This is a genomic window from Mycolicibacterium thermoresistibile (assembly GCF_900187065.1).
Taxonomy (GTDB): domain Bacteria; phylum Actinomycetota; class Actinomycetes; order Mycobacteriales; family Mycobacteriaceae; genus Mycobacterium; species Mycobacterium thermoresistibile.
The window spans coordinates 413,402-438,462 of the sequence record NZ_LT906483.1; the positions used below are offsets into that span (position 1 = coordinate 413,402).

A 25,061-nucleotide genomic window follows, 5' to 3' on the forward strand; every position below is an offset into this window, starting at 1 on the left:
CGGAACCCTGATCAGGCGCGGAGAAAATCGGCAAAAATTTATAACTTGAGCGGAACAGACTCAACCTTGACGACGTTGAACTCCGCGAGAAGCATGTGATTTGACGATCGGAGGTGTCGTGGACTCTTTCAACCCGACGACCAAAACCCAGGCGGCGCTGACGGCGGCGCTTCAGGCGGCGACGGCTGCCGGACACCCGCAGATTCAGCCCGCCCACCTGTTGATGGCATTGCTGACCCAACACGATGGTATTGCCGCGCCGCTGCTGGAGGCCGTCGGTGTCGAGCCCGCGACCATCCGCGCCGAAGTGCAGCGCGTACTCGATCAGCAGCCCAAGATCAGCGGTGGCGCATCACAACCGCAGCTGTCGCGGGATTCGCTCAACGCGATCACCACCGCTCAGCAGCTCGCCACCGAGATGGCCGATGAGTACGTCTCGACCGAGCATCTGCTGGTCGGGCTCGCCAGCGGCGACTCGGACGTCGCCAAGATCCTCAACGGCCACGGCGCCACGCCGCAGGCGCTGCGCGAGGCGTTCGCCAAGGTGCGCGGCAGCGCGCGCGTCACCACCCCGGATCCGGAGGGCACCTATCAGGCGCTGGAGAAATACTCCACCGACCTGACCGCCCGCGCCCGGGAGGGCAAGCTCGACCCGGTCATCGGACGGGACAACGAGATCCGCCGGGTGATCCAGGTGCTGAGCCGCCGCACCAAGAACAACCCGGTGCTGATCGGTGAACCCGGTGTCGGTAAGACCGCGATCGTGGAGGGGCTGGCCCAGCGTATCGTCGCCGGCGACGTGCCGGAGAGCCTGCGCGACAAGACCGTCATCGCCCTGGACCTGGGTTCGATGGTGGCCGGCTCGAAGTACCGCGGCGAGTTCGAGGAACGGCTCAAGGCCGTGCTCGACGAGATCAAGAACTCGGCCGGGCAGATCATCACGTTCATCGACGAGCTGCACACCATCGTCGGCGCCGGCGCGACCGGCGACGGTTCGATGGACGCCGGCAACATGATCAAGCCGATGCTGGCCCGCGGTGAGCTGCGCCTGGTCGGTGCGACCACGCTCGACGAGTACCGCAAGTACATCGAGAAGGACGCCGCGTTGGAGCGGCGCTTCCAGCAGGTCTATGTGGGCGAGCCGTCGGTGGAGGACACCATCGGCATCCTGCGTGGCCTCAAGGAGCGCTACGAGGTGCACCACGGTGTGCGCATCACCGACTCGGCACTGGTGGCCGCGGCGACGTTGTCGAACCGCTACATCACCGCCCGGTTCCTGCCGGACAAGGCCATCGACCTGGTCGACGAGGCCGCCTCCCGGCTGCGGATGGAGATCGACTCGCGTCCGGTCGAGATCGACGAGGTCGAACGCCTGGTGCGCCGGCTGGAGATCGAGGAGATGGCGCTGTCGAAGGAGGAGGACGAGGCCTCCAAGGAGCGGCTGGAGAAGCTGCGCGCCGAACTGGCCGACCACAAGGAGAAGTTGGCGGAGCTGACCGCCCGCTGGCAGAACGAGAAGAAGGCCATCGAGACCGTCCGCGAGCTCAAGGAACAGCTCGAGGCGTTGAAGATCGAGGCCGAACGGGCTGAGCGGGACGGCAATTACGAACGGGTCGCCGAGCTGCGCTACGGCCGGATCCCGGAGGTGGAGAAGAAGCTCGAGGCCGCCACTCCGCACGCCGAGGCCCGGGAGAACGTCATGCTCAAGGAGGAGGTCGGCCCCGACGACATCGCCGAGGTGGTGTCGGCGTGGACCGGGATCCCCGCCGGGCGGATGCTCGAGGGCGAGCAGGCCAAGCTGCTGCGGATGGAGGACGAGCTGGCCAAACGGGTCGTCGGCCAGAAGCGTGCGGTGCAGGCCGTCTCGGATGCGGTCCGGCGCAGCCGCGCCGGCGTGGCCGACCCGAACCGGCCCACCGGCTCGTTCATGTTCCTCGGCCCGACCGGCGTCGGTAAGACCGAGCTGGCCAAGGCGCTGGCGGAGTTCCTGTTCGACGACGAGCGGGCGATGGTCCGCATCGACATGAGCGAGTACAGCGAGAAGCACTCGGTGGCTCGGCTGGTCGGTGCGCCTCCCGGCTACGTCGGCTACGACCAGGGCGGTCAGCTGACCGAGGCGGTGCGCCGGCGTCCGTACACGGTGATCCTGTTCGACGAGATCGAGAAGGCCCACCAGGACGTCTTCGACATCCTGCTGCAGGTGCTCGACGACGGCCGGCTGACCGACGGGCAGGGCCGCACGGTCGACTTCCGCAACACCATCCTCATCCTGACGTCGAACCTGGGTGCGGGTGGCAGCGAGGAGCAGGTGATGGCCGCGGTGCGGGCGCACTTCAAGCCGGAGTTCATCAACCGGCTCGACGACATCATCATCTTCGACGGGCTCAACCCCGAGGAGCTGGTGTCGATCGTCGACATCCAGCTGGCCCAGCTGGCCAAGCGGCTGGAGCAGCGCCGCCTGACCCTGCAGGTGTCGGAACCGGCCAAGCAGTGGTTGGCCCAGCGCGGCTTCGACCCGCAGTACGGCGCCCGGCCGTTGCGTCGGCTGATCCAGAAGGTGATCGGCGACCAGCTGGCCAAGCTGTTGCTGGCCGGCGAGGTGCACGACGGCGACGTGGTGCCGGTCAACGTGGCTCCGGACGGCAACTCGCTCGTCCTGGGCTGATTTCCCTGGCCGAGCAGACGCGGAATCGCGTGAAACCCGTGAGGGTGGAGCGATTCCGCGTCTGCTCGTTCAGGTGGGGCCTACAGCGTGAACCGGCCGGCGAATCCGCGCAGCGGCACGTCGGCGCTGGTGAGCAGCCCCGGGGGCGCCGCGACGACGGACCGGATGGCGTTCAGCGCAGGCAGCCCGGTGACGGTCATGCCGATCGAGGCGAACGAGTCCGGATCCGACAGGTCCACCCCGGGTTTCGGGAAGATCATGTGCTTGTTGTAGACGCACGGATCGCCCTTGATCTGAGTGATGTAGCAGCCCTTGATGTCCCAGTGCGGATCGGTGTGCGGGGTCATCTGCCATTCCAGGTGGGTCTCGATGCGCGGCACCCCGTCGACCATGCCCTGGTATTTGATGTAGCTGCCGCCCAGCGATCCCTTGGGCAGCTGATACCAGCCGAGGTCGACGTCGCGGGTGCAGGCGCCCAGCTCGGCGCTGAAGGTGACCTCGTCGAGCGTCAACCCGAAGCAGTCGGCCATCATCAGCACGCTGTCGGAGAAGACGCGGGTGTACTTCTCGAGCTTCGCCGGGATCTCCGGATCGTCGACCGGCAGCCCGTAGCCCACCTCCACCCAGGTGTCCTTCGAATGGTGGCAGGACACGTCGACCGACTCGATCGTGGTGACGTTCTCGATCTCGGAGACGTCCGCCGAACACACCACGCCCAGAATCTGATTCAGCCCGGGGTTCATGCCGGTGCCGTAGAACGTCGACCCGCCCTTCTCGCACGCCTCGGCCAGCAGCTCGGTGACCGGTTTACCGGACGGATGCGGATGGTTGGTGTCGCGGTGCCAGCCGGTGATCCAGTCGGCGGTGGTGACGATGTCGATGCCGGCTTCGAGCACCTTGACGTAGAGGTCCTCGTCCGGGAACACACCGTGGAAGGTCAGCACATCCGGTTCGGCGGCGATGATCTCGTCGATCGTGCCGGTGGCCTTCACCCCGATCGGACCGATCCCGGCGATCTCCCCGACGTCGCGACCGACCTTCTCCGGTGTGTAGCAGTGCACGCCGATGAGTTCGAGGTCGGGCCGGTGCTGCAACCGTCTGATCATCTCGGTGCCGACGTTGCCGGTGGCCACCTGGAAGATGCGGATCGGTGCGCTCATACGTGGGTGCCTTTCTGATCGACGGATGCGAGTTCGGCTGCGCTTCCACCTTTTCCGTCCGGGTAGAACTGCAGCGCCCAGTTGCGAATCGCGGTGAAGCCCTCGTATTCGGCGGTCGCCAGCGCCGGCGGGTCGGAGTAGCGCTGATGCGACCAGATGTGGATGTCCTGGGTGAACTGCCGGATGACCTCCCGGCCGAACTCGGCGGCCTTGGCGGCGGCCCGTTCGTCGTCGCGGCCGGGCACCCTGCCGATGTACACCATGAACCGCACATCGCAGGTCGACTCGTCGACCGGGGTGACGGCCGAGATGGTGCGGTTGTCGACCATGCCCCAGCTCTTGGTGACGGCGATGCCCAGCCCGCCGTTGATCGCCTCGACCCCGCTGTCGACGTCGTCGATGGTCTGGTTCTCGTCCCCCTCGAACGTGATGGTGAAGTCCACGTAGGACACCGGTTCGGTGAAATCGTGCCGGGTGAACACCGGCACGATCGGGGTCCTGTGCACGAACTTGAAATGGGCGAAGTCGACGCCGTTCTCCAGCACGTACTGGGGATGCAGTTCCAGGGCTTGGCGATACAGCCGCTGTTGAGGGTGGTAGTCGGTGGCGGTCTTGCCGTCGCCGAAGGAGGCGAACACGTCGGGCGGGTCGAAGAACGGTTCCCGGCCCAGCAGGTCGTGCCAGATGTAGATGGACTCGTTGCGCTCCACCACCGGATAGGTCTTCATCCGGCGGCCGCGGTTGGGCCGATCCTGATAGGGGATGCACACGTTGCGGCCCTCGGCGTTCCACTGCCAGCCGTGGAACGGGCACTGGATCACCTCGCCGAGCACTTCTCCGCCGAACCCGAGGTGCGCGCCGAGGTGCTCACAGTAGGCGTTCATCACGGTCACCCTGCCGCTCTCCGAGCGCCAGGCCACCATCTCCTCGCCGAAGTACTTCATCGCGCGGACCTCGCCGATTCCGACCTCGTCGGACCAGGCGACCTGGAACCATCCCGTGGGTTTCATCGACAACGGGGGTTTGGCCATCGCCGCAGTGCCCTCCCAACCTCTGCGATCTCCTGTGCGAGAATCGTAGAGGTATCTGTGAAACCGTGAGAGGGTTTCTGCGAAGTGCGGCGTCCCGCCGCTACGATGCCGGGGGTGTCCGTGCTGAAGTCGCCTGGCGGGCCGCCCGGGGCCAGACCTGCGGAGGTTCCGCGCCGGGCGAACCGGCGCGGCCAGGCCACCCGGGAGAACATGCTGGAGGCCGCGCTCGCGGCGCTGGCCACCGGGGACCCGGGCGCGGTGTCGGCCAACCGGATCGCCAAACAGATCGGCGTCACCTGGGGCGCGGTGAAATACCAGTTCGGCGACATCGACGGACTGTGGGCGGCGGTGCTGCGCCGCACCGCCGAGCGGCGGGCCGGCGTCATCGGCCGGCACGACGCCGGCGCCCCGTTGCGGGAGCGGGTGGCCGGCATCATCGACATGCTCTACGACGGCCTGACCGCCAGCGACTCCCGCGCCATCGAGAATCTGCGGGCGGCGCTGCCCCGCGACCGCGCCGAGCTGGAACGGCTGTACCCGCGCACCGCGGCGGAACTGTCCTCGTGGGGTGAGGGCTGGCTGCAGACCTGTCAGCAGGCGTTCGCCGATCTCGACGTGGATCCCGAGCGGGTGGCCGAGGTCGCCTCGTTCATCCCCGGGGCGATGCGGGGTATCACCTCCGAGCGGCAACTCGGCACCTACATCGACCTCGAGTTGGCCCGTCGCGGCCTGACCAACGCCATCGTGAGCTACCTTGAAGACCGCGGCCCGGGCGAGAAAAGCAACCAGTAATCGGGTTGTGACCTCCCAGAGTGGAGGCATTCGCGGTACCAGCAAGTAGGCTATGGCCAATGGTCCCGCTTTGGTTCACGCTGTCCGCACTCTGCTTCGTGAGTGCGGCGGTGCTGCTGTACGTGGACATCGACCGGCGACGCGGTCTGAGCCGACGCCGAAAGTCCTGGGCGAAGTCGCACGGATTCGACTACGAGCCGGAATCCACCGAGATCGTCAAACGCTGGAAACGCGGCGTGATGTCCAGCGTCGGCGACGTCGCCGCGAAGAACGTCGTCCTCGGCCAGATCCGGGGCGAGGCGGTGTTCATCTTCGATCTCGACGACGTCGCGACCGTGATCGCCCTGCACCGCAAGATCGGCACCAACGTGGTGATGGACCTGCGGTTGAAGGGCATCAAGGAGCCGCGGGAGAACGACATCTGGCTGCTCGGCGCGATCGGCCCGCGGATGGTGTACTCCACCAACCTCGACGCCGCCCGCCGGGCCTGTGACCGCCGCATGGTGACGTTCGCGCACACCGCCCCCGACTGCGCCGAGATCATGTGGAACGAGCAGAACTGGACGCTGGTGGCGATGCCGGTGACCAGCACCCGCGCCCAATGGGACGAGGGGTTGCGCACCGTGCGCCAGTTCAACGATCTGCTCCGGGTGCTGCCGCCCCTCCCACAGCCGGGTCAGTCCGGGCAGCCCGCCCGGCGCAACGCGGCCCCCGGCCGTCCGCTGCGCCCGGCGCCCGGCCGTCCGGACGGACCGCCGGCGCCCAACCGCCCGGAGATGCCGGTGCCGGCCCGGGGCGACATGCCCCCTCCCGGCCGGCCCGACCCGGGCCGCTACGGTGGCCCGCGTCCGGACCCGGGCCGGCGGCCGCCGCCCGCACGTAACGGTCGTCCCTCCGCGCACTATCAGCGCTAGCAGCGGCCCGCCGCAGATCCGGCGGCGGAGTCCGAACCGCCGGGCGGGCACACGTTAACCTGTCGGCATGCCACGTCCTGTCGCACTCATCACCGGACCCACGTCCGGCCTCGGCGAGGGTTTCGCCCGCCGGTACGCCGCCGACGGACACGATCTGGTGCTGGTGGCGCGCGATGTGCAGCGCCTGGAGCAGCTCGCCGCCGAACTTCGCCAGAGCGCCGGCATCGACGTCGAGGTGCTGCCCGCCGACCTGGCGGTGGCCGCGGACCGGGCCAAGGTCGCCGACCGGTTGGCGGACGGGGTGCAGGTGCTGGTGAACAACGCCGGGTTCGGCACGTCCGGGGAGTTCTGGACCGCGGATCCGACACTGCTGCAGGCGCAACTGGACGTCAACGTCACCGCGGTGATGCACCTGACCCACGCGGCGCTGCCCCCGATGCTCGACGCGCACCGGGGCACCATCATCAACGTCGCCAGTGTGGCCGGTCTGCTGCCCGGCCGGGGGTCGACGTACTCGGCGTCGAAGGCGTGGGTGATCGCGTTCAGCGAGGGCCTCGCCAACGGGCTGACCGGCACCGGGGTCGGCATCCACGTGGTGTGCCCGGGCTTCGTCCGCACCGAGTTCCACCAGCGCGCCGGAATCGACATGAGCGGCACCCCGTCGATCCTCTACCTCGACGTCGACGATGTCGTGCGCACCACGGTGGCCCGGGTGCGGAAGGGCGATGTCGTCATCGTCCCCGGCCTGCAGTACAAGGTGCTCACCACCGTCGGCCGGCTGGTTCCGCGAAAGCTGGTGCGCGCGTTGACGAAAGTTGTCGGCAAGGGCCGTGGCAGGACTTAGCCGACCGGCCCCGTCGCGGATGCTGCCGGCGTTGCTGACGGCTGTCCTGGTGCTGGCCGGCTGCTCCCCGGGCGATCCCGCGGCCGACCACGTCTACGGGGCGCCGATGACGGAACTCGGTGCCTCCCAGGCGGTGCTGGGCTGGAACATGTCGGTGTCGAACCTGCGTTGGGACGGCGATCACGTGCTCGTCGACATCGACGCCGCCCCATCGGAAGAGGATGCGCCTCACGCCAGACCGGAGGACATCCGGCTCGGCCTGTACGGGGCGCTGGCCCATCCGATCGAGGCGAACGCGCTGGGCAGCTGCCGCACCTTCGCCGGCCTGCACGTGAACCCGGCGACGGCGCCGACCCCCGACCGGATCACCGGCACCGTGTGTCTGGGGCCGTTGCGGGATCAGTCCCAGGTCCGCGGGGTGTACGTGTACTCGCCGCAGGACCGGATCCCCGAGACCGCGGTCGCCTACGGGGCGGGATTCCCGGTGGGGGTGCTGCCGACCAACGAGAACGACACCGGCCTGATCCTCAGAACCACCAGCGTCGAGGGGTTCCGGGCGGACGGCACCATCCTCACCCCCGAGGCGTTGGGGGATCCGGACGCGTTCACCGGCAACGGTTACATGCTGCTCGGTCTGCAGCTCGACGGGCTGGCGCAGCGGTACCGCGACGATTCGGCCGAACGCGGTGGCCCGCTGATGGTGCTGGCCGGGCCGACGTTGCCGCCACCCGGGCTCAGTCCGGCATGCGATGTGTACGGATCATCGGTGCTGGTGCTGCCCGATGCCAGCCGGGACGCGGTGCAGGTCAAGGCGTCGCTGTGCACCCAGGGTGAGATCAACGACGCCTTGTTGTACGCCTCGGTGTCGCTGGTCGGCACCCACGCCGCGCTGTGGACCGCCGATGCTTGACCACCCGGAGCCTGACCACCCGGACCCGGCGACGGCGCCCGGCCCCACCGAGTGGGGGCAGTCCCCCGGGGTGGGGCCGTGGGACGAGTCCCGGCTCGGCCCGGTCCCCGACGATCCCCGCTACGACCCGGAACTGTTGCGCGACGGCGATACCCGCAACGTCGTCGACGCCTACCGGTACTGGACCCGGGAGGCGATCATCGCCGACATCGACACGCGCCGGCACCCGCTGCACATCGCGATCGAGAACTTCGGCAACGACGCCAACATCGGCTCGGTGGTGCGCACCGCCAACGCGTTCGCGGTGCACACCGTGCACATCGTCGGCCGCCGGCGCTGGAACCGGCGCGGCGCCATGGTGACCGACCGCTACCAGCGGCTGCGCCACCACGACACCACCGCCGCGTTGCTGAGCTTCGCCGCCGAACACGACCTCACCGTCGTCGCCGTGGACAACATCCCGGGCGCGGTGCGGCTGGAACACACCGAACTGCCCCGGCACTGCCTGATGATCTTCGGGCAGGAGGGACCGGGTATCACCGAGGACGCGAAGGCCGGGGCGGCGATGACGGTGTCGATCGCCCAGTTCGGGTCCACCCGCAGCATCAACGCCGCGGTGGCCGCCGGAATCGCCATGCACACCTGGGTCCGCCAGCACGCCGACCTGGACCGGGCCTGGTGACCCGGGTGGATCAGCCGACCTCGGGCACGCTGGCCAGGCGCACGTAGGCGGACGCGGCTTCGGCCCGGTTGGTCGCGTGGAGTTTGCGCAGCACCCTCTTGACGTGTGACTTGACCGTCCCGGCTGAGATCACCAGTTCATCGGCGATCTGCTGGTTCGTGCGTCCGGCCGCCATCAACCGCAGCACCTCGATCTCGCGGCGGGTGAGCATCGCCATCACCCTGGTGTGCACCTCCGCCAACGACCGCGCGGCGGGGCTGCGCTCCTGCGGTTCGATCTTGCGCAGGTCCAGGTCGGCGTCCTGTAACGCCCGGGCCGCCTCGTCCGCGGAGGCCAGCGCGTTGCGCACCTCCGCCTGGAGTCGGCGCATCCGTTCCAGCAGCACGGTGCGTTCGTAGGCATACCCGAAGCCCTCCGCGAACGCCCACACCGTGTCGCGGTCGATCTCGTCGACGATCCGGCCCGAGTACAGACGGTCGGCGTGCAGGAAGCCGATCACCTTGCCCGTCGGCATCACCGGAGCCGCCACATAGGAGCGGGTCATCGAGAATTCGACGATCGGCCGGTTGACCCGGGGGTCGTTGCGGGCATCGCGCACGATCGCCGGGGCGTGGCGGCGGATCATCTGCGTCTCCAACAGCATGTGGTCCAGCGGCGGCGCCACCGATTGGGCGAAAGCGACCATCTTCTCGGCGCCCGCGCGGTCCTCGCCGAAGTACGCGGACTCCATGAACATCCGGCCCTCATGCACGCGGAACAGCACGGCGCGGTCAAACCCGCACGACTCCACCAACTCTCGTGGCGCCCGGTCGACGATCGTCGCGACGTCGTCGACCGCCCGCAACTTGCTCAGGCCCTCCTGAACCTGCAGGAGCGCGAAGGTGCGTCGTTGCGCGCCGTCCTCGATCAACTCCCGTTCGAGCGAACACAGATCGAGCACCGACTCCAGCGCCGCGATCGCCTCTTCGTCACCGCACGTCTCCAACGCGTTGCGAACCTCGTTGGCTCGGGTGTCGATGGCCTCGGAAACCACGGACATCGGATCGTCGGTGGGGTCGACACCCCAATCCGCGAACGTCTCCCGGTAGCGGCGGGCGGCATCGCTTTCCGCAGCTGGACGTGAAGCCCAGCCGGGGTGGCCCGCCAACGTCTCGTCCGATCCGGAGTCGGGAACGTCGCCGGCGATGGTCATGCTGTCTACTGTCTCCCGACCGCGGCCTCGTTGCGGGCGGAACGCGAAATTGCCCTCGTACGGGGGCAGGAGTGCTCCCCAACGGGGGATCGATTTGCCGCGGTCGCCGGGCCAGGCTGATGTGCATGTCATCCACCACTGTTTCCGCGCTCGAAATGCTCACCACACCACAGGGCATCGCGAACCCGTATCCGCTGTACGACCAGTTGCGCGAATCCTCCCCGGTTGCGGGCTACCGGGACTGGCCGCCGGGAACCGTGCCGGGAGCCGATGAACCCGTGACGGCGTGGGCGATGTTCCGCTACGACCAGGTCTTGGAGGCCGCCCGCGACAGCGCCACCTTCTCGTCGCGTGATCCGCTGCAGGAAGCCTCCTCGGCGCCCAGCCTGATGCTGGTCAACACTGATCCACCCAAACACGAGGTGGAGCGAAAGTTGGTCTCGCAGGCCTTCTCTCCCCGCCGGGTGAGGCAGCTGGAACCCTGGCTCGACGACTTGATCCCGCAGCTGCTCGACGACCTCGGTGAGGGCGAGGTCGACGTGATGGATTTCGCCGCCGAGATTCCCACCAGGGCCATGGTGCGGCTGTTGGGCCTGCCCGAAGGCGACCACGTCCGATTCAAGAAGTGGGCCAACGCATTCATGCTGAGCTCATCGCTGACGCCGCAGGAGCGCATCGCGAGCAACGAGGAGATGGTTGCGACGTTCGCCACCCGGCTCGCCGAGCACAGCTCCCGGATCGCGGAGCAGACACCCACCGATGACATCGAGGACGCCGAAGACCTCATCTCGGCGTTGCTGCGCGCCGAGGTCGACGGCCAGCGGCTGACGCCCGAGGAGATCGTCCGGTTCTGTGTCACGCTGGTGGTCGCAGGTAGTGAGACCACGACGTTTCTGATCGGAAACCTGTTACACGCCCTGGCCCGTGAACCCGAGATCGCCGCCCGGGTCCGTGCGGACCGGTCGCTGCTGACGGTCTTCATCGAGGAGACGATGCGGCTCGACGGACCCCCGCAACGGCTGTTCCGGATCGCCACCCGCGATGTGGAAGTCGGGGGCAAGCTGATCCGGGAGGGAGAGTGGGTGGCGCTGTTCTTCGGCTCGGCCAACCGCGATCCCGCGGTGTTCCCCGACCCGAACCGGCTCGACATCGATCGGCCGAACCTGCGCAAACAGCTCTCCTTCGGCACCGGATTGCACTTCTGTCTGGGTTCCTCGCTGGCCCGCCTGGAGGTCACCGCGATGTTGAACGCGGTGCTGGACCGCTACCAGCACATCGGCCTGTGCGACGACCCCGGCACCAAACAGACCGCCAGTCTGCTCACCCACGCGTATGTCCGCCTACCCCTGGAGCTGTCATGACCGTCATCAAGAACACTGCCGGCCCCGGAGCGCACGACACCGGAGCCCGCAACACCGAAGCCCGCAACATCGAAGCCACGAAAGCCATCTACGCCGCGGTGCCCGCGGGTGACCTCGACACCGCGCTGCAATACATGGATCCCGACGTGCGGATCACCTACTACGGCACCGAGACGATCCCGTACGCCGGGGACTACCACGGCATCACCGAGGCGATCTCCTTCTTCGCCACTGTCGGTCAGCACATCCAGATCGTCGAGATGGAGCCGTGGAGATACATCGCGCAGGGAGACGACCTCGCGGTGTGGGGACGACAGCGATTCCGCAGGCTCGCAACCGGATACGAGTGGCAATCGGAGTTCGCGCACATCATCACGCTGCGTGACGGGCGCTGGCTGTACTTCCGCGACTTCATGAACTCCGCACTGACCCAAGAGGCGTTCAGCCGATGAAGATCTCCGCCGATCGCGACATCTGTATGTCCGCCGGCATGTGCGTGATGACCGCCGAGTGCTTCTTCGACCAGGACGAGCACGGCGTCGTCGTCATCACATCCGAGGAGGTGCCCAGGGAGCAGCAGGACCGCGTCCGGCTCGCCGTCAGGCTGTGTCCTTCGGGTGCGCTGCAGGAGTTGTGAGGATGCCCGTCCAAGCAGGCGTTGCTGTGTACGGCCGCGACGCACCCACCCGGGCTTTCTCCCCGGCAAGTCGGTCGTCTCCTTCCACCGCTGCCGAAAGGCGTGAAGCGCCATGGTGTTAGCCCCGCAGCCGGTGACCGAACCGGTCCGGGCGGTCGGCGGGTTCTTCGCGATGTCGTTGGACACGTTTGTGCAGATGTTCCGGCCGCCGTTCGCCTGGCGGGAGTACGTGCACCAGAGCTGGTTCGTGGCGCGGGTGTCGGTGGTGCCGGCGCTGCTGTTGACGATGCCGTACTCGGTGTTGTTGGTGTTCACGTTCAATGTGCTGCTGGCCGAATTCGGCGCCGCCGACTATTCGGGCACCGGTGCTGCGATCGGGACGGTCAACCAGATCGGCCCCATCGTCACGGTGTTGGTGGTGTCGGGGGCGGGTGCGACCGCGATGTGCGCGGACCTCGGCGCCCGGACCATCCGCGAGGAATTGGACGCATTGCGTGTGATGGGCATCAATCCGATTCAGGCACTGGTGGTTCCGCGCGTACTGGCGGCGACCACCGTCTCCCTGGCGCTGGCGTCAACGGTGATTCTGGTGGGTCTGGTCGGGGCGTTCTTCTTCGTGGTGTACGTACAGCATGTCTCGGCGGGTGCGTTCGTCACCGGGTTGACGCTGATGACCGGGGCGGCCGATGTGATCGTGTCGCTGGTCAAGGCGACGCTGTTCGGCATGGCGGCCGGGCTGATCGCCTGCTACAAGGGGATCTCCGTCGGGGGTGGTCCGGCGGGGGTCGGTAACGCGGTGAATGAGACCGTGGTGTTCTCGTTCATGGTGCTGTTCGCGATCAACATCGTCGTGACAGCCGTCGGCATCCAGTTCACAGTCTGATGGCCGGCGTCGTCACGGTCGGTGGGCCGAGCAGACCCCTCCCACGGCTGCGGAACGTGTGGGGCGGTCTCGTCCGTGCGTGGAACCGGATCGGCAGGCAGACGGAGTTCTACTGGCGGACCGTCGTCGCGGTTCCGGATGCGCTCATGCACTACCGCGCTGAGCTGATCCGCCTGATCGCCGGAATGGGGTTGGGTACCGGTGCGCTGGCGATCGTCGGCGGCACCGTGGCGATCGTCGGGTTCCTGACGATCACCACCGGTGGGTTGGTGGCGGTCCAGGGCTACAACCAGCTGGCGTCGGTGGGTTTCGAGGCGTTGACCGGTTTCGCGTCGGCGTTCTTCAACGTCCGGCTGATCGTGCCGGGAACCACGGCGGTCGCCCTGTCGGCGACCATCGGCGCCGGCGCGACCGCCCAGATCGGTGCGATGCGGATCAACGAGGAGATCGACGCCTTGGAGGTCATCGGTATCCGCAGCGTCACCTACCTGGCCTCCACACGGGTGCTGGCCGGGGTGATCGTGGTGGTTCCGCTGTACTGCGTCGCGATGATCATGGCGTTCCTGTCCGCCCGCACCGGCACGACGGTGATCTACGGACAGGGTTCCGGGGTGTACGACCACTACTTCAACACCTTCCTGAACCCGACCGATCTGATCTGGTCGTTCTTCCAGGTGGTGGCGCTCGCGGTGGTGATCATGCTGGTGCACACCTTCTACGGCTACACCGCGTCCGGGGGGCCGGCGGGGGTGGGTGAGGCGGTCGGCCGGGCGGTGCGGACCTCGATGATCGTTGCGGCCGTGGTGATCATCTTCATCTCCCTGGCCGCGTACGGGCAGACCGGCAACTTCGTTCTGGCGGGATAGAGACCGAGAAGGCGATATGGAACCGAGGCCTGGCGAACGGCGCCTCCACCCGGCGTGGTGGACAGTGATCCTGGTGGCCGCCGTGACGGTGTTCATCGTGGTGACGTCGGCGTTCTTCCGCGGTGCGTTCACCGCGACGGTGCCGGTGACCCTGAGCGCGGAGCGGTCGGGCATCATCCTGGAACCCAACGCGAAGGTGAAGATGCGTGGGGTCGAGGTCGGCAAGGTCGCCCATGTCGAGGCGACCGGCGGCGCCGCGCAGGTGAGGTTGGAACTGTTCCCCGAGCAGCTGGCGCGGATTCCGGCGAACGTCATGGCCGAGATCGACTCCACCACAGCGTTCGGGGCGAAGTTCGTCAATCTCGTCTACCCCGACAACCCGTCGGAGGAGCGCTTGACCGCCGGCGCGGTGCTGCATGCCGACAGGGTGGCCACGGAGGTCAACACGGTCTTCGAGAACGTCGTCGAGCTGATCGGGATGATCGACCCGGCCAAGCTCAACGCGGTGTTGTCGGCCACCGCGGAAGCCGTTCGGGGGCAGGGGGAACGGATCGGGGAGGCCACCACGGCGCTGTCGGAGGTGTTGCAGGCCGTCAACGATCGCAGCGGTCTGATCCGGGAGGACTGGCGTGCGTTCAAGGCGTTCAACGACACCTATGCCGCCGTGGCAGAGGACCTTCTCACCGTCCTGGACGCGGCGAGCGTCACCAGTGAGACCCTCGTCGATCATTCGGCGGCGTTGGACGCTTTGTTGCTCAGCGTCACCGGCTTCGGCCGGGCGGGTTCGGGGTTGCTGGAGGAGAGCAGGGACGACCTGGTCACCGCCGCGCGTGTGTTGGAGCCGACGACTGCGCTGCTGCACCGGTACAGCCCGTCGTACACCTGTCTGTTGCAGGGGGCGCAGCTGTTGTTGGAGAACGGGGCCTACGACGTCTACGGCGGCGCCGATGGGCGGTCTCTGATCTTCGATGTCGGGTTGCTGCCCGGCAACGATCTCTATGAGTATCCGCGTCATCTGCCGGTGGTGGCGGCCAAGGGCGGGCCGGGTGGCCGGCCGGGGTGCGGTTCGTTGCCGGATGTGGCGGAGAACTTCCCGGTTCGCAAGCTGATCACCGACACCGGTTGGGGGACGGGTCTGGACATCCGGCCGAATCCGGGTATCGGTTCGCCGTGTTTCGCCAACTGGTTCCCGGTGACCCGCGCGGTGCCCGAGCCGCCGAGCATCAGGACGTGTCTGCCGGGGCCGGCGATCGGGCCGGTGCCGTATCCGGGCGCCCCGCCGTACGGAGCGCCCATGTATGGACCGGGTGGGGTGCCGCTGTGGCCCGGTGTGCCGCCGGCGGGGCCGGAACCCGGTCCGGCGCAGCCGGACAGCAACGGCCAGACACCACCGTGAAACGTGACGACATACATAGGGGTGAGTTCGTGGGAAGCCTGAGAGCTGCCGTCTGGCGGCTGGCCGTGTTCCTCGTGGTGTGCCTGTTCGGTGCGTTCACGTTGCTGGCGGTGTTCGCCGAGTTGCGGTTCGACCGGGGTGTGAACTATTTCGCCGAGTTCGCCAACGTGTCCGGGCTCAAGGAGGGGGACATGGTCCGGATCGCGGGGGTCGAGGTCGGAAAGGTGCAGAACATCGCCGTCAACCGGGACGGCACCGTCCGGGTGGGGTTCTCCGCGGAGGAGTCGGTGGTGCTCACCGAAGGCTCGCGGGCGCAGATCCGATACGACGATCCGATCGGGAACCGGTTCCTGGCGCTGCTGGAAGGTGCCGGAGGGGTCGCGCGGCTCGCACCCGGGGACACGATCCCGGTGGACCGGACCGATCCGGCGCTCGACCTGGACGCGGTGATCGGCGGTTTCCGGCCGTTGTTTCGGGCGCTGGACGCCGATCAGGTCAACGCGCTCACCGGTCAGCTGATCAAGGCGTTCTCCGGCCAGGGGCCCACCATTGCCTCGTTCCTGGATCAGGCGGCGGCGGTGACCAACACCCTGGCCGACCGTGATGTGTTGATCGGGGAGGTCATCGACAACCTCGCCACGGTGCTGGGCACCCTGGGCGGGCACAGTGAGCGATTCGATCAGGCGGTGGACTCATTGTCGGAGCTGGTGTCGGGACTGTCGGTCCGCCGCTCGGAGTTGTCGCAGGCGATCGCCGGCATCGACAGCGGCGCAGGGTCGTTCGCCGACCTGCTGGCGGACGCCCGCGAACCGTTCCGCAGAGTCGTTCACGAGTTGGATCGGGTGGCGGCGATCGCGGTGGCCGATCACGAGTATCTCGACGAGTTGCTCAACCGGCTGCCCGACAAGTACCGGGCGCTGAATCGCCAGGCGCTGCACGGTGATTTCTTCAACTTCTACCTGTGTGAAGCGGTGCTGAAACTCAACGGCAAGGGCGGTCAGCCGGTCTTCGTCAAGATCGCCGGCCAGCCCACGGGACGGTGCACTCCCAAGTGAAATCGTTCTCTGAGCGGAATCTGTTGGTCGTCGGGCTGGTCGGGATGGCAACCGTGACCGCGCTGGCGCTGGTGGCGCTGAACTTCCAGAAGATCCCGGTGTTCAACCAGGGCCGCAGTCATGTGGCGGAGTTCGCCGACGCCGGCGGACTGTACATCGGTGCGACGGTGGAGGTTTCCGGGTATCCGGCCGGGCGGGTCGCCCGCATCGACCTGGACGGTTCCCGGGTGGTGGTGGCGTTCACCGTCGACCGCGACATCCACCTGGGCGAGAAGTCCGAGGCGCGGATCCGGGCCAAGAGCCTGCTGGGCACCAAGGTGTTGGAGGTGCTCCCGCGCGGCGAGGAGCCGCTGGACGCGCCGATCCCCTTGAGTCGCACGACCTCGCCGTACCAATTACCCGATGCTCTGGGCGATCTCGCGAGCACGATCAGCGATCTGGAGACCGATCAGTTGTCCGAATCGCTGGCCACGTTGTCGGAGACGTTCGCCCACACCCCCGAGCAGCTGAAACGCGCGGTCGCGGGTGTCGGGCGGATCGCGCAGACGCTGGGCGAACGCGACACCAACCTGCGCAACCTGCTCGACAACGCCGCCGCCGCCACCGGGGTGCTCGCCAGGCGCACCGACCAGGTGGTCGCCCTGGTACGCGAGTCCAACAATCTGCTGGCCGAACTGCGCATGCAGAGCGCCGCCCTGGACCAGATCTGGCACAGCCTGTCGGCCGCGGCGCGTCAACTCGAGGGATTCATCGACGAGAACCGCACCGAGTTGCGCCCGGCGCTGGAGAAGCTCAACGGGGTGCTGACGATCATCGACAATCGCAAGGAGCGGGTGCAACTCGCGCTGGAAGGCCTGCACACGTATGCGCTGGCCCTCGGTGAATCGCTGGGGTCGGGTCCGTTCTTCAAGGCCTATCTGAGCAACCTGCTGCCCGGACAGTTCGTGCAACCGTTCGTCGAGGCGGCGTTCTCGGATCTGGGTCTGGACCCGGCGGTGTTGGCGCCCTCGGAGTTGTCGGATCCGCAGACCGGCCGGCCCGGCACTCCGGCACTGCCGGTGCCCTATCCGCGGACCGGTCAGGGCGGCGAACCGCGGACCACCGTGCCGGACGCGATCACCGGCAAACCGGGCGATCCGCACTACCCGTACCGCCAGCCACCGCCGGCGCCGGAACCGGGCGGACCGCCCCCGGGCCCACCCGCACCCGCTGCACCGGCGTCTGAGGAGTCAGGAGGCCGGCAGTGAGGATGGTGTTCAGTTCATGCAGAAACCCGCGTGCTGTTGTGGCGGTCGCACTCATCGTCGTGCTGTTCGCCGGGATCGTCGGCACGGTGCGGCTGGCCCAGCAGGGCTCCCGGATGACGGTGGTGGCGTATTTCGAGAACACCACCGGGGTCTTTCCGGGCGACGACGTGCGGATCCTGGGGGTGCGGGTCGGGCAGATCAGCGCGATAGAGCCGCAACCAGACCGGGTGAAGGTCACGTTCTGGGTCGATGAGCGCTACCCGGTGCCCGCCGAGGTGAATGCGGTGATCCTGTCACCGCAGCTGGTCACCGGGCGGGCGATCCAGTTGACCCCGGCCTACACCTCGGGTCCGATGCTGGCGGACGGGGCGGAGATCCCGCTGGCGCGGACGGCGGTTCCGGTGGAGTGGGACGACGTGCGCGAGCAGCTGGCCCGGGTGACGCAGTTGCTGCAGCCCACCGCACCCGGTGAGCCCAGCACCCTGGGACGGGCGATCGACACCGCCGCGGACAACCTGCGCGGTCAGGGACCCACCATCCGCGACACCATCGTGAGGCTGTCGCGGGCGATGTCGGCGCTGGGCGATCACAGCCAGGACGTGTTCGGTTCGCTGCGCAATCTGTCCACCCTGGTGTCGGCGCTGCACGACAGCACCGGCCTGCTCGAGCAGCTGAACCACAACATGGCCGCGGTGAGCGCGTTGCTGGCCGAGGATCCCGACAAGGTCGGCCGGGTGGTGGCGGACCTGCACGCCCTGGTGGGCGACCTGCAGCAGTTCGTCGCCGACAACCGCGAACCGTTGGAGATCGCCTCGACCAGGCTGGACTCGGTCGGTACGGCGCTGGTGGACAGCATCGACGACATCAAACAGGCGCTGCACGTCGCCCCGACGGTGCTGCAGAACTTCAGCAACATCTACGAGGCGGCCAACGGTTCGTTCACCGGTGCGCTGGCGGCGAACAACTTCGCCAACCCCATCCAGTTCTTGTGCGGCGCCGTCCAGGCGGCCTCCCGGTTGGGCGCCGAACAGGCCGCCAAACTGTGTGTGCAGTACCTGGCGCCGATCGTCAAGAACCGTCAGTACAACTTCCCGCCACTGGGACTGAACCTGTTCGTCGGAGCCCAGGCCCGGCCCAACGAGGTGACCTACAGCGAGCCGTGGATGCGTCCCGACTACGTCCCACCGCTGCCGGCCGAAGCGGCGCCGGCGGCGAGCCCACACGGCACGACGGTAGCGGCCGATCCGGCCGCCGGCCTGCCCGGGCTGCTGCTGCCGCACGGGGGTGACCGATGACCTACCGGTGGCGTATCGCGCTGGTCCTGGTGGTCGCGCTGGCCGGTGTGACGGGGTGTGCGGACTGGCGGGGGGTGAACACGTTGTCGTTGCCGGGCACCGAGGGTGGTGGCCCGGGATCGTTCGTGGTGCGCGCGCAGATGCCCGATGTGAACAATCTGGAGCCCAACGCAAGGGTGCGGGTCGACGACGTGACGGTGGGGGCGGTCACCAGGATCGAGCGGCAGGGTTGGCACGCGCTGGTGACGATGCGGTTGGACGGCAGTGTGCGGTTGCCGGCGAACGCCACCGCCAAGCTCGGTCAGACCAGCATCCTGGGGTCCCAGCACATCGAGTTGGCACCACCCGAGCACACCGCGCCCGAGGGGGTGCTGCGGGACGGGTCGGTGATCGCTCTGGAGAACGCGGGCATGTATCCGACCACCGAGCAGACGCTGGCGTCGCTGTCGGCGGTGCTCAACGGTGGGGGGATCGGCCAGATCTACGACATCACCGAGGCGTTGAGTCTGGCGTTCGCCGGCCGCGAGGATGATCTGCGCAACCTGGTCGATCAACTGGACCTGTTCGCCACCCAACTCAACGACCAGAGCGGTGACATCATCGCCGCGGCGGAGAGTCTCAACGACCTCATCGGCCGGTTCGCCGCGCAGGAACCGGTGCTGGACCGGGCGCTGACGACCATCCCGGACGCGCTGGCGGTGCTGACCGAGCAGCGCGATTCCCTGGTCGATTCGGTGGACCGGCTGGGCCGGTTGGGCACCCTGGTCACCGAGACGGTCACCGAGACCAGACACGACCTGGTGCGCATCCTGGAGCACAGCGGCCCGGTGCTGGCCCGGTTGGCCGATGCCGGGCCGGCCATGACGCGGGGGTTGAGCGGGATCGTGACCTATCCGTTCCCGTTCGAGACGATCGAGCTCTGGCAGCGCGGCGATTACGCCAACCTCACCGCGGTCTTCGACCTCACGCTCAGCCGACTGGACGCGGGCTTTTTCACCGGAACCCGGTGGGAATGCCATCTGACCTGGCTGGAGATGCAATGGGGCCGCACCATCGGGCAGTTCCCCAGCCCGTGTACCGCCGGTGGGCCCGGCACCCCCGGCAATCCGCTGACCATTCCGTACCGCTGGGACCAGGGGCCGTAGATGTTGCACCGGAGAATCAAGATCCAGCTGGTGATCTTCGCGGTGATCGCGATGACCGCCATGGCGTTGATGTCGACGCAGTACATGCGGTTGCCGGCGAAGCTGTTCGGCATCGGCCGCTACAGCGTGATCGTGCAGTTGCCCGAGGCCGCCGGGCTGTATCCCCGCGGCAACGTCACCTACCGCGGGGTCGAGGTCGGCATCGTCGATTCCCTGCACCTGACCGACACCGGGGTCGACGCGGTGTTGTCGCTGAAATCGGGCATCGACATCCCCTCCGACGTCACCGCCGAGGTGCACAGCCAGTCCGCGATCGGCGAGCAGTACGTGATGTTGTTGCCGCGGGACGGGACCTCACCACCGCTGAAGGACGGCGATGTCATCCCACCCGAGCAGACCCGGGTACCCGCCGACATCAACGCCATCCTCGCCGACGCGGTCACCGGGCTGCAGGCCGTGCCCAAAGACGGTCTGCAGACCCTCATCGACGAGTCCTACACCGCGGTAGGCGGTCTCGGACCCGAACTACGCCGCATCGTCAGCGCCTCGATCGACCTGTCGCTCGACGCGCGCGACAACCTCGACCCGCTGGTCGAATTGATCGAGAAGTCCCAACCGGTGCTGGACTCACAGACCGACACCTCCCAGGCGATCCGGGCGTGGGCCTCGCAGGTGGCCACCGTCACCGACTCGCTGCGCAACCACGACGCGCAACTGGCCGGCGTTCTGCACCAGGGCGGACCCGCGTTCGCCGACACCCGCGACCTGATCGACCGACTCCACCCCACGCTGCCGTCCACCGTGGCGCACCTGGCCACCCTCGGCGACGTGGCACACCAATACCACCCGGCCGTCGAACAACTGCTGGTGCTGTTCCCCCAGGCCATCGCCGAGGCCCAGGCCACCCACCTGGCCAACCGCAACACCGAACAGGACTACCGCGGCCAATACCTCAGCTTCAACCTCAACCTCAACCTGCCACCGCCGTGCACCACCGGATTCCTGCCCGCACAACAACAACGCTCGCCCGTCCACGAAGACCATCCACCACGCGAACCCGGCCTGCTGTACTGCCGCACACCGCAGGACTCGATGTGGAACGTGCGGGGCGCCAAGAACTATCCGTGCATCACCAGGCCCGGCAAACGCGCACCCACGGCGCAGATGTGCGAGAGCGACGAACACTACATACCCCTCAACGACGGCAACAACTGGAAGGGCGACCCCAACGCCACCCTGTCCGGACAAGACATCCCCCAACTGCCGCCCGGCACCTCCCAGACGCCGCCCGCCGAGCCGGGCGACCCGACCACCGACCCACGGGAGCAGACATGGCAGTCGATGCTGCTGCCGCCGCGGTAGGGAACCCCGACGATGCACCGGAGCAGGTGTCACGTCTGTACAGACCACACCCGTCTCACCTGCAACACCGGATCAGGCCTGGCAGTGACCGGTGCACAGCCCGCGGCCCGGTAAGGCAGGATCTAAGGCCATGGAGCAGCTCTGGGCCAACCGCGCCGCCAGCGCCGAGGCGGCGATCACCCAGCGGCATCTCCGAAGGTTGTGGGGGCTGCCCGGCACCCAGCTCGGCGTGGTGGCCTGGCCCGCCACCGGGCGGGAGCGCCGGTTCGCGATCTGGCACTACTGGTGGCAGGCGCATCTGCTGGACTGCCTGGTCGACGCCCAGCTCCGCGACCCGCAGCCGGACCGGCTGAAGCGGATCAACCGGCAGATCCGCGGCCACCGGCTGCGCAACATGGGCCGGTGGACCAACGACTACTACGACGACATGGCCTGGCTGGCGCTGGCGTTGGAACGGTCCGGGCGGCTCACCGGGGTCGGCCGGCCCAAGGCCCTGGACACCCTCGCCGGCCAGCTGTTCTCGGCATGGGTGCCCGAAGACGGCGGCGGCATCCCGTGGCGTAGGCAGGACCAGTTCTTCAACGCCCCGGCAAACGGTCCGGCGGCGATCTTCCTGGCCCGATACGACCGGCTGCGGCGGGCCGAGCAGATGGCCGACTGGCTGCACGCGACGCTCATCGACCCCGAAACCCATCTGGTGTTCGACGGCATCAAGGCGGGCTCCCTGGTGCGGGCGCAGTACACCTACTGCCAGGGGGTGGTGCTCGGCCTGGAGGCCGAACTGGCGGTGCGCACCGGCAACCCGGTGCACGCCCGCCGGGTGTACCGGCTGGTCGCGGCGGTGCGTGATCACATGGCCCCCGACGGGGTGATCAAGGGCGCCGGCGGGGGTGACGGCGGGCTGTTCAACGCCATCCTGGCCCGGTATCTGGCGCTGGTGGCGCAGATCCTGCCGGATGGTCCGGGCGCCGACGCCGAAGCATCTCGCACAACCCGTGAGACCGCCCGCACGCTGGTGCTCGACTCCGCCCGTTCGGCGTGGGACCACCGGCAGGTCGTCGACGGGCTGCCGCTGTTCGGGCCGTTCTGGGACCGTGCCGCCGAACTGCCGCGCGCCGGCGGGCGCGAGGCCCAGTTCGTCGAGGGCGCGGTCAACGCCTCCGAGATCCCCGAACGCGATCTGTCCGTGCAGCTGTCGGGCTGGATGCTGATGGAGGCCGCGCACGCGCTCACCGACGAGACTTCCGCTGAGACTTCCACCGACGAGACCGCCGATGAGGCTGATGAGGAGGAAAACCCGGCATGACCGAGTTGGCCGGCAACTGGAACCCTGACCCGGACACCGTCGCGAATGCGAATGCGACCCGGTTTCTGCGTTGGCTGGCCGAGACGGGTCGCGGTGAGTTCGCCGACTACCGGCAGCTGTGGGAGCAGTCGGTGGGCGACATCGAGTGGTTCTGGGATGCGGTCTGGCACTTCTTCGGTGTGCGGGCGGCCGCCGAGCCGACGAAGGTGCTCGAGGGTGCCGAGATGCCCGGGGTGCGGTGGTTTCCGGGTGCGAGGCTGAACTACGTGACCGAGATCTTCCGGCATTCGAGCGATGAGCGGCCGGCGTTGGTGGCGGCGGGGGAGGACGGCGCCACCGAATGGTCGTGGGCGCGGCTGCGGGCCGAGGCGGCGGCGTTCGCGCACTGGTTGCGTCGGCAGGGGGTCAAACCCGGCGACCGGGTGGTCGGTTACATCCCCAACATCGGGGAGGCGGTGGTGGCGTTCCTCGGCGCCGCCGCGGTGGGGGCGACCTGGGCGGTGTGCAATCAGGACCTGGCGGTCGCCGGGGTGGTGGCCCGGCTCGGGCAGCTCGAGCCGACCGTGTTGGTGGCCGCCGACGGTTCGGTGTACGGCGGCAAGCGGCACGACCGCCGCGAGCAGCTGGCCGAGATCCGCTCGCAGCTGCCCACCCTGAAGGCGACCGTGCTGGTGCCCCGGCTGGGGCTGGACGTCGGCACGGATGTGACGCCGTGGAGCGAGATCATCGCCGACGGTGCCGGATTGGGCCCCGAACTAAAGATCACCGACGTCGAGTTCGACCACCCGCTGTGGGTGTTGTTCTCCTCGGGCACCACCGGCACTCCCAAGGGCATCGTGCACGGCCACGGCGGGGTGCTGCTGGAACACCTCAAGTACCTCAGCCTGCAGCTCGACCTCAAACCCACCGACCGGTTCATGTGGCAGTCGTCGACCAGCTGGATGATGTGGAATCTGCTGGTGAGCGGCCTGCTGATGGGCTCGACCGTCGTGCTGTACGACGGCAGCCCCAGCTATCCGGACATCGACGCCATGTGGCGGGTCGTCGCCGAGCAGCGGGTCAGTGTGTTCGGGGCCGGGGCCGGCTACTTCCTGGAGTGCGCCAAGAGGGAACTGCGCCCGGGTGAGGTCCATGCGCTGGAGGGGCTGCGGGCGGTCGGGTCGACCGGATCACCGTTGCCCGCATCTGGTTTCCGGTGGATCCAGCAGGGTCTCGGCCGCGCCGTGCCGGTGTTCTCGATGAGCGGCGGCACCGATGTGGTGACCGCGTTCATCGGCGGCAGCCCGCTGGTGCCGGTCACCGCCGGGGAGCTCAACGTGATCTGCCTCGGCGCGGCGGTCGAGGCGTGGGTGGACCGCGACCAGCCGGTCGTCGGGTCGGCCGGGGAGTTGGTGGTCACCAAGCCGATGCCGAGCATGCCGGTGTTCTTCTGGAACGATCCGGACGGGTCGAAATACCGTGACGCGTACTTCGACAAGTATCCGGGGGTGTGGTGCCACGGCGACTGGATCACCATCACCGAACGGGGATCCGTTGTGGTGCACGGCCGCTCGGATGCGACGCTGAACCGGGGCGGAATCCGGATGGGCAGCGCGGAGATCTACAACGCGGTGGAGAGTCTGCCGCAGATCCGCGACTGCCTGGTGGTGGGCGTCGAACAGCCCGACGGCGGGTACTGGATGCCGTTGTTCGTCGCGCTCGACGAGGGTGTGGTGCTCGACGACGAGCTGCGTGACCGGATCGTCACCGCGATCCGCACCACCGCCTCACCGCGGCACGTGCCCGACGACATCATCGAGGTGCCGGCCATTCCGCGGACCATGACCGGTAAACGCCTGGAGATCCCGATCAAGCGGATCCTGTTGGGCGGCAAACCCAGTGAAGTGGTGTCCACCAGCTCGGTGGACCGGCCGGAGGTGCTGGAGGCGTTCGCCCGGCACGCCCGGACATGACCGCTGCCGTGAGCGTCTTGAGCGTGCGCTGGCCGTTTCGGGTGTGCGCCGGTTGCGTCGAGTGTGCGACACCTGCGGCGACACGCCGACATCCCCCGCAGTGGCGGCACTTTCGAATCAGTGAGCGCACACTGCGCGATCTCACCAGCCGTGCCCAATCCATCGTTCGGTAAAGGTCGCGGAAGGTGACAACTCGGCGGGAAGACTGCATATCGAGTGTCGAATATATGTTAGAAAGATATGGCCATAAGCGATGGATACTGGTGTTCGACCGGTCGAAGGATGGCTGTTCGGCAGCACTGGCGCCGGGAGCGCCCCAGGGTCACGGCATGCGGTCCTCCTGGGTTGAGAACTGCGGAATCGACA

Annotated in this window: 22 protein-coding genes; 19 read left to right on the top strand and 3 right to left on the bottom strand. The window is 67.9% G+C overall.

Features of this window, described 5'->3' with window-relative positions:
* Window positions 1-118: 118 nt before the first annotated feature.
* Window positions 119-2,665: an ATP-dependent chaperone ClpB gene (gene clpB / locus CKW28_RS01825; RefSeq protein ID WP_003927634.1), complete on the top strand. Its 2,547-nt coding sequence runs from the start codon at window positions 119-121 to the stop codon at window positions 2,663-2,665.
* 80 nt (window positions 2,666-2,745) lie between these two features.
* On the opposite strand, the gene CKW28_RS01830 is transcribed toward clpB, so the two are convergent.
* The gene (locus CKW28_RS01830; RefSeq protein WP_003927633.1) at window positions 2,746-3,825 is read right to left on the bottom strand and encodes an NAD(P)H-dependent amine dehydrogenase family protein; all 1,080 of its coding nucleotides are present in this window, start codon (window positions 3,823-3,825) and stop codon (window positions 2,746-2,748) included.
* Entirely contained in the window at window positions 3,822-4,856 is a 1,035-nt protein-coding gene (locus tag CKW28_RS01835; RefSeq protein WP_003927632.1) for a Rieske 2Fe-2S domain-containing protein, read from the bottom strand. The genes CKW28_RS01830 and CKW28_RS01835 overlap by 4 nt, the downstream gene beginning before the upstream one ends.
* A 105-nt stretch (window positions 4,857-4,961) precedes the next feature.
* Between CKW28_RS01835 and CKW28_RS01840 the strand changes: the two genes are divergently transcribed.
* The 5 genes from CKW28_RS01840 (at window position 4,962) to CKW28_RS01860 (ending at window position 8,998) form a co-directional block, all read left to right on the top strand.
* Complete coding sequence (locus tag CKW28_RS01840; protein WP_003927631.1) at window positions 4,962-5,648, top strand: TetR/AcrR family transcriptional regulator; 687 nt, start codon at window positions 4,962-4,964, stop codon at window positions 5,646-5,648.
* Window positions 5,649-5,707: 59 nt separating this feature from the next.
* Window positions 5,708-6,562, top strand: coding sequence for a trehalose monomycolate transport factor TtfA (ttfA, locus tag CKW28_RS01845; RefSeq protein WP_061252294.1), 855 nt, complete (start codon window positions 5,708-5,710; stop codon window positions 6,560-6,562).
* Between the two features lie 67 nt (window positions 6,563-6,629).
* The gene (locus tag CKW28_RS01850; protein ID WP_003923944.1) at window positions 6,630-7,406 is read left to right on the top strand and encodes an SDR family NAD(P)-dependent oxidoreductase; all 777 of its coding nucleotides are present in this window, start codon (window positions 6,630-6,632) and stop codon (window positions 7,404-7,406) included.
* A gap of 19 nt (window positions 7,407-7,425) precedes the next feature.
* Entirely contained in the window at window positions 7,426-8,316 is an 891-nt protein-coding gene (locus CKW28_RS01855; RefSeq protein WP_003923943.1) for a hypothetical protein, read from the top strand.
* On the top strand, window positions 8,309-8,998 hold the full coding sequence (locus tag CKW28_RS01860; RefSeq protein WP_050811877.1) for a TrmH family RNA methyltransferase: 690 nt from the start codon (window positions 8,309-8,311) through the stop codon (window positions 8,996-8,998). The genes CKW28_RS01855 and CKW28_RS01860 overlap by 8 nt, the downstream gene beginning before the upstream one ends.
* Before the next feature lie 10 nt (window positions 8,999-9,008).
* Here the strand turns inward: CKW28_RS01860 and CKW28_RS01865 are convergent, their stop codons facing one another.
* Window positions 9,009-10,190, bottom strand: coding sequence for a LuxR C-terminal-related transcriptional regulator (locus CKW28_RS01865; RefSeq protein ID WP_003923941.1), 1,182 nt, complete (start codon window positions 10,188-10,190; stop codon window positions 9,009-9,011).
* A 125-nt stretch (window positions 10,191-10,315) separates the two neighbouring features.
* On the opposite strand from CKW28_RS01865, the gene CKW28_RS01870 reads away from it, so the two are divergent.
* The 13 genes from CKW28_RS01870 to CKW28_RS01930 all read left to right on the top strand — a co-directional run bounded on the left by CKW28_RS01870 (window position 10,316) and on the right by CKW28_RS01930 (window position 24,695).
* Window positions 10,316-11,551 (top strand): cytochrome P450, encoded by a 1,236-nt coding sequence (locus CKW28_RS01870; protein WP_040546060.1) that lies wholly within the window; start codon window positions 10,316-10,318, stop codon window positions 11,549-11,551.
* Window positions 11,548-12,003: a nuclear transport factor 2 family protein gene (locus CKW28_RS01875; protein WP_003923939.1), complete on the top strand. Its 456-nt coding sequence runs from the start codon at window positions 11,548-11,550 to the stop codon at window positions 12,001-12,003. The genes CKW28_RS01870 and CKW28_RS01875 overlap by 4 nt, the downstream gene beginning before the upstream one ends.
* Complete coding sequence (locus tag CKW28_RS01880; RefSeq protein WP_003923938.1) at window positions 12,000-12,188, top strand: ferredoxin; 189 nt, start codon at window positions 12,000-12,002, stop codon at window positions 12,186-12,188. The genes CKW28_RS01875 and CKW28_RS01880 overlap by 4 nt, the downstream gene beginning before the upstream one ends.
* A 112-nt stretch (window positions 12,189-12,300) precedes the next feature.
* Complete coding sequence (locus CKW28_RS01885; protein ID WP_003923937.1) at window positions 12,301-13,071, top strand: MlaE family ABC transporter permease; 771 nt, start codon at window positions 12,301-12,303, stop codon at window positions 13,069-13,071.
* A complete protein-coding gene (locus tag CKW28_RS01890) occupies window positions 13,071-13,937 on the top strand; it encodes an ABC transporter permease (protein ID WP_003923936.1) in 867 nt (288 codons plus the stop codon). Before CKW28_RS01885 ends, CKW28_RS01890 begins: the two co-directional genes overlap by 1 nt.
* Window positions 13,938-13,953: 16 nt before the next feature.
* On the top strand, window positions 13,954-15,333 hold the full coding sequence (locus CKW28_RS01895) for an MCE family protein (protein WP_110844373.1): 1,380 nt from the start codon (window positions 13,954-13,956) through the stop codon (window positions 15,331-15,333).
* 29 nt (window positions 15,334-15,362) lie between these two features.
* Complete coding sequence (locus CKW28_RS01900; protein WP_050811878.1) at window positions 15,363-16,388, top strand: MCE family protein; 1,026 nt, start codon at window positions 15,363-15,365, stop codon at window positions 16,386-16,388.
* Window positions 16,385-17,635, top strand: coding sequence for an MCE family protein (locus CKW28_RS01905; protein WP_003923933.1), 1,251 nt, complete (start codon window positions 16,385-16,387; stop codon window positions 17,633-17,635). The genes CKW28_RS01900 and CKW28_RS01905 overlap by 4 nt, the downstream gene beginning before the upstream one ends.
* Before the next feature lie 5 nt (window positions 17,636-17,640).
* A complete protein-coding gene (locus CKW28_RS01910; RefSeq protein WP_435405818.1) occupies window positions 17,641-18,930 on the top strand; it encodes an MCE family protein in 1,290 nt (429 codons plus the stop codon).
* A complete protein-coding gene (locus CKW28_RS01915; RefSeq protein WP_003923931.1) occupies window positions 18,927-20,075 on the top strand; it encodes a virulence factor Mce family protein in 1,149 nt (382 codons plus the stop codon). Before CKW28_RS01910 ends, CKW28_RS01915 begins: the two co-directional genes overlap by 4 nt.
* On the top strand, window positions 20,076-21,437 hold the full coding sequence (locus CKW28_RS01920) for an MCE family protein (protein WP_003923930.1): 1,362 nt from the start codon (window positions 20,076-20,078) through the stop codon (window positions 21,435-21,437).
* A 130-nt stretch (window positions 21,438-21,567) separates the two neighbouring features.
* A complete protein-coding gene (locus CKW28_RS01925; RefSeq protein WP_003923929.1) occupies window positions 21,568-22,743 on the top strand; it encodes a glycoside hydrolase family 76 protein in 1,176 nt (391 codons plus the stop codon).
* The gene (locus CKW28_RS01930) at window positions 22,740-24,695 is read left to right on the top strand and encodes an acetoacetate--CoA ligase (RefSeq protein ID WP_003923928.1); all 1,956 of its coding nucleotides are present in this window, start codon (window positions 22,740-22,742) and stop codon (window positions 24,693-24,695) included. Before CKW28_RS01925 ends, CKW28_RS01930 begins: the two co-directional genes overlap by 4 nt.
* Window positions 24,696-25,061: the final 366 nt, after the last annotated feature.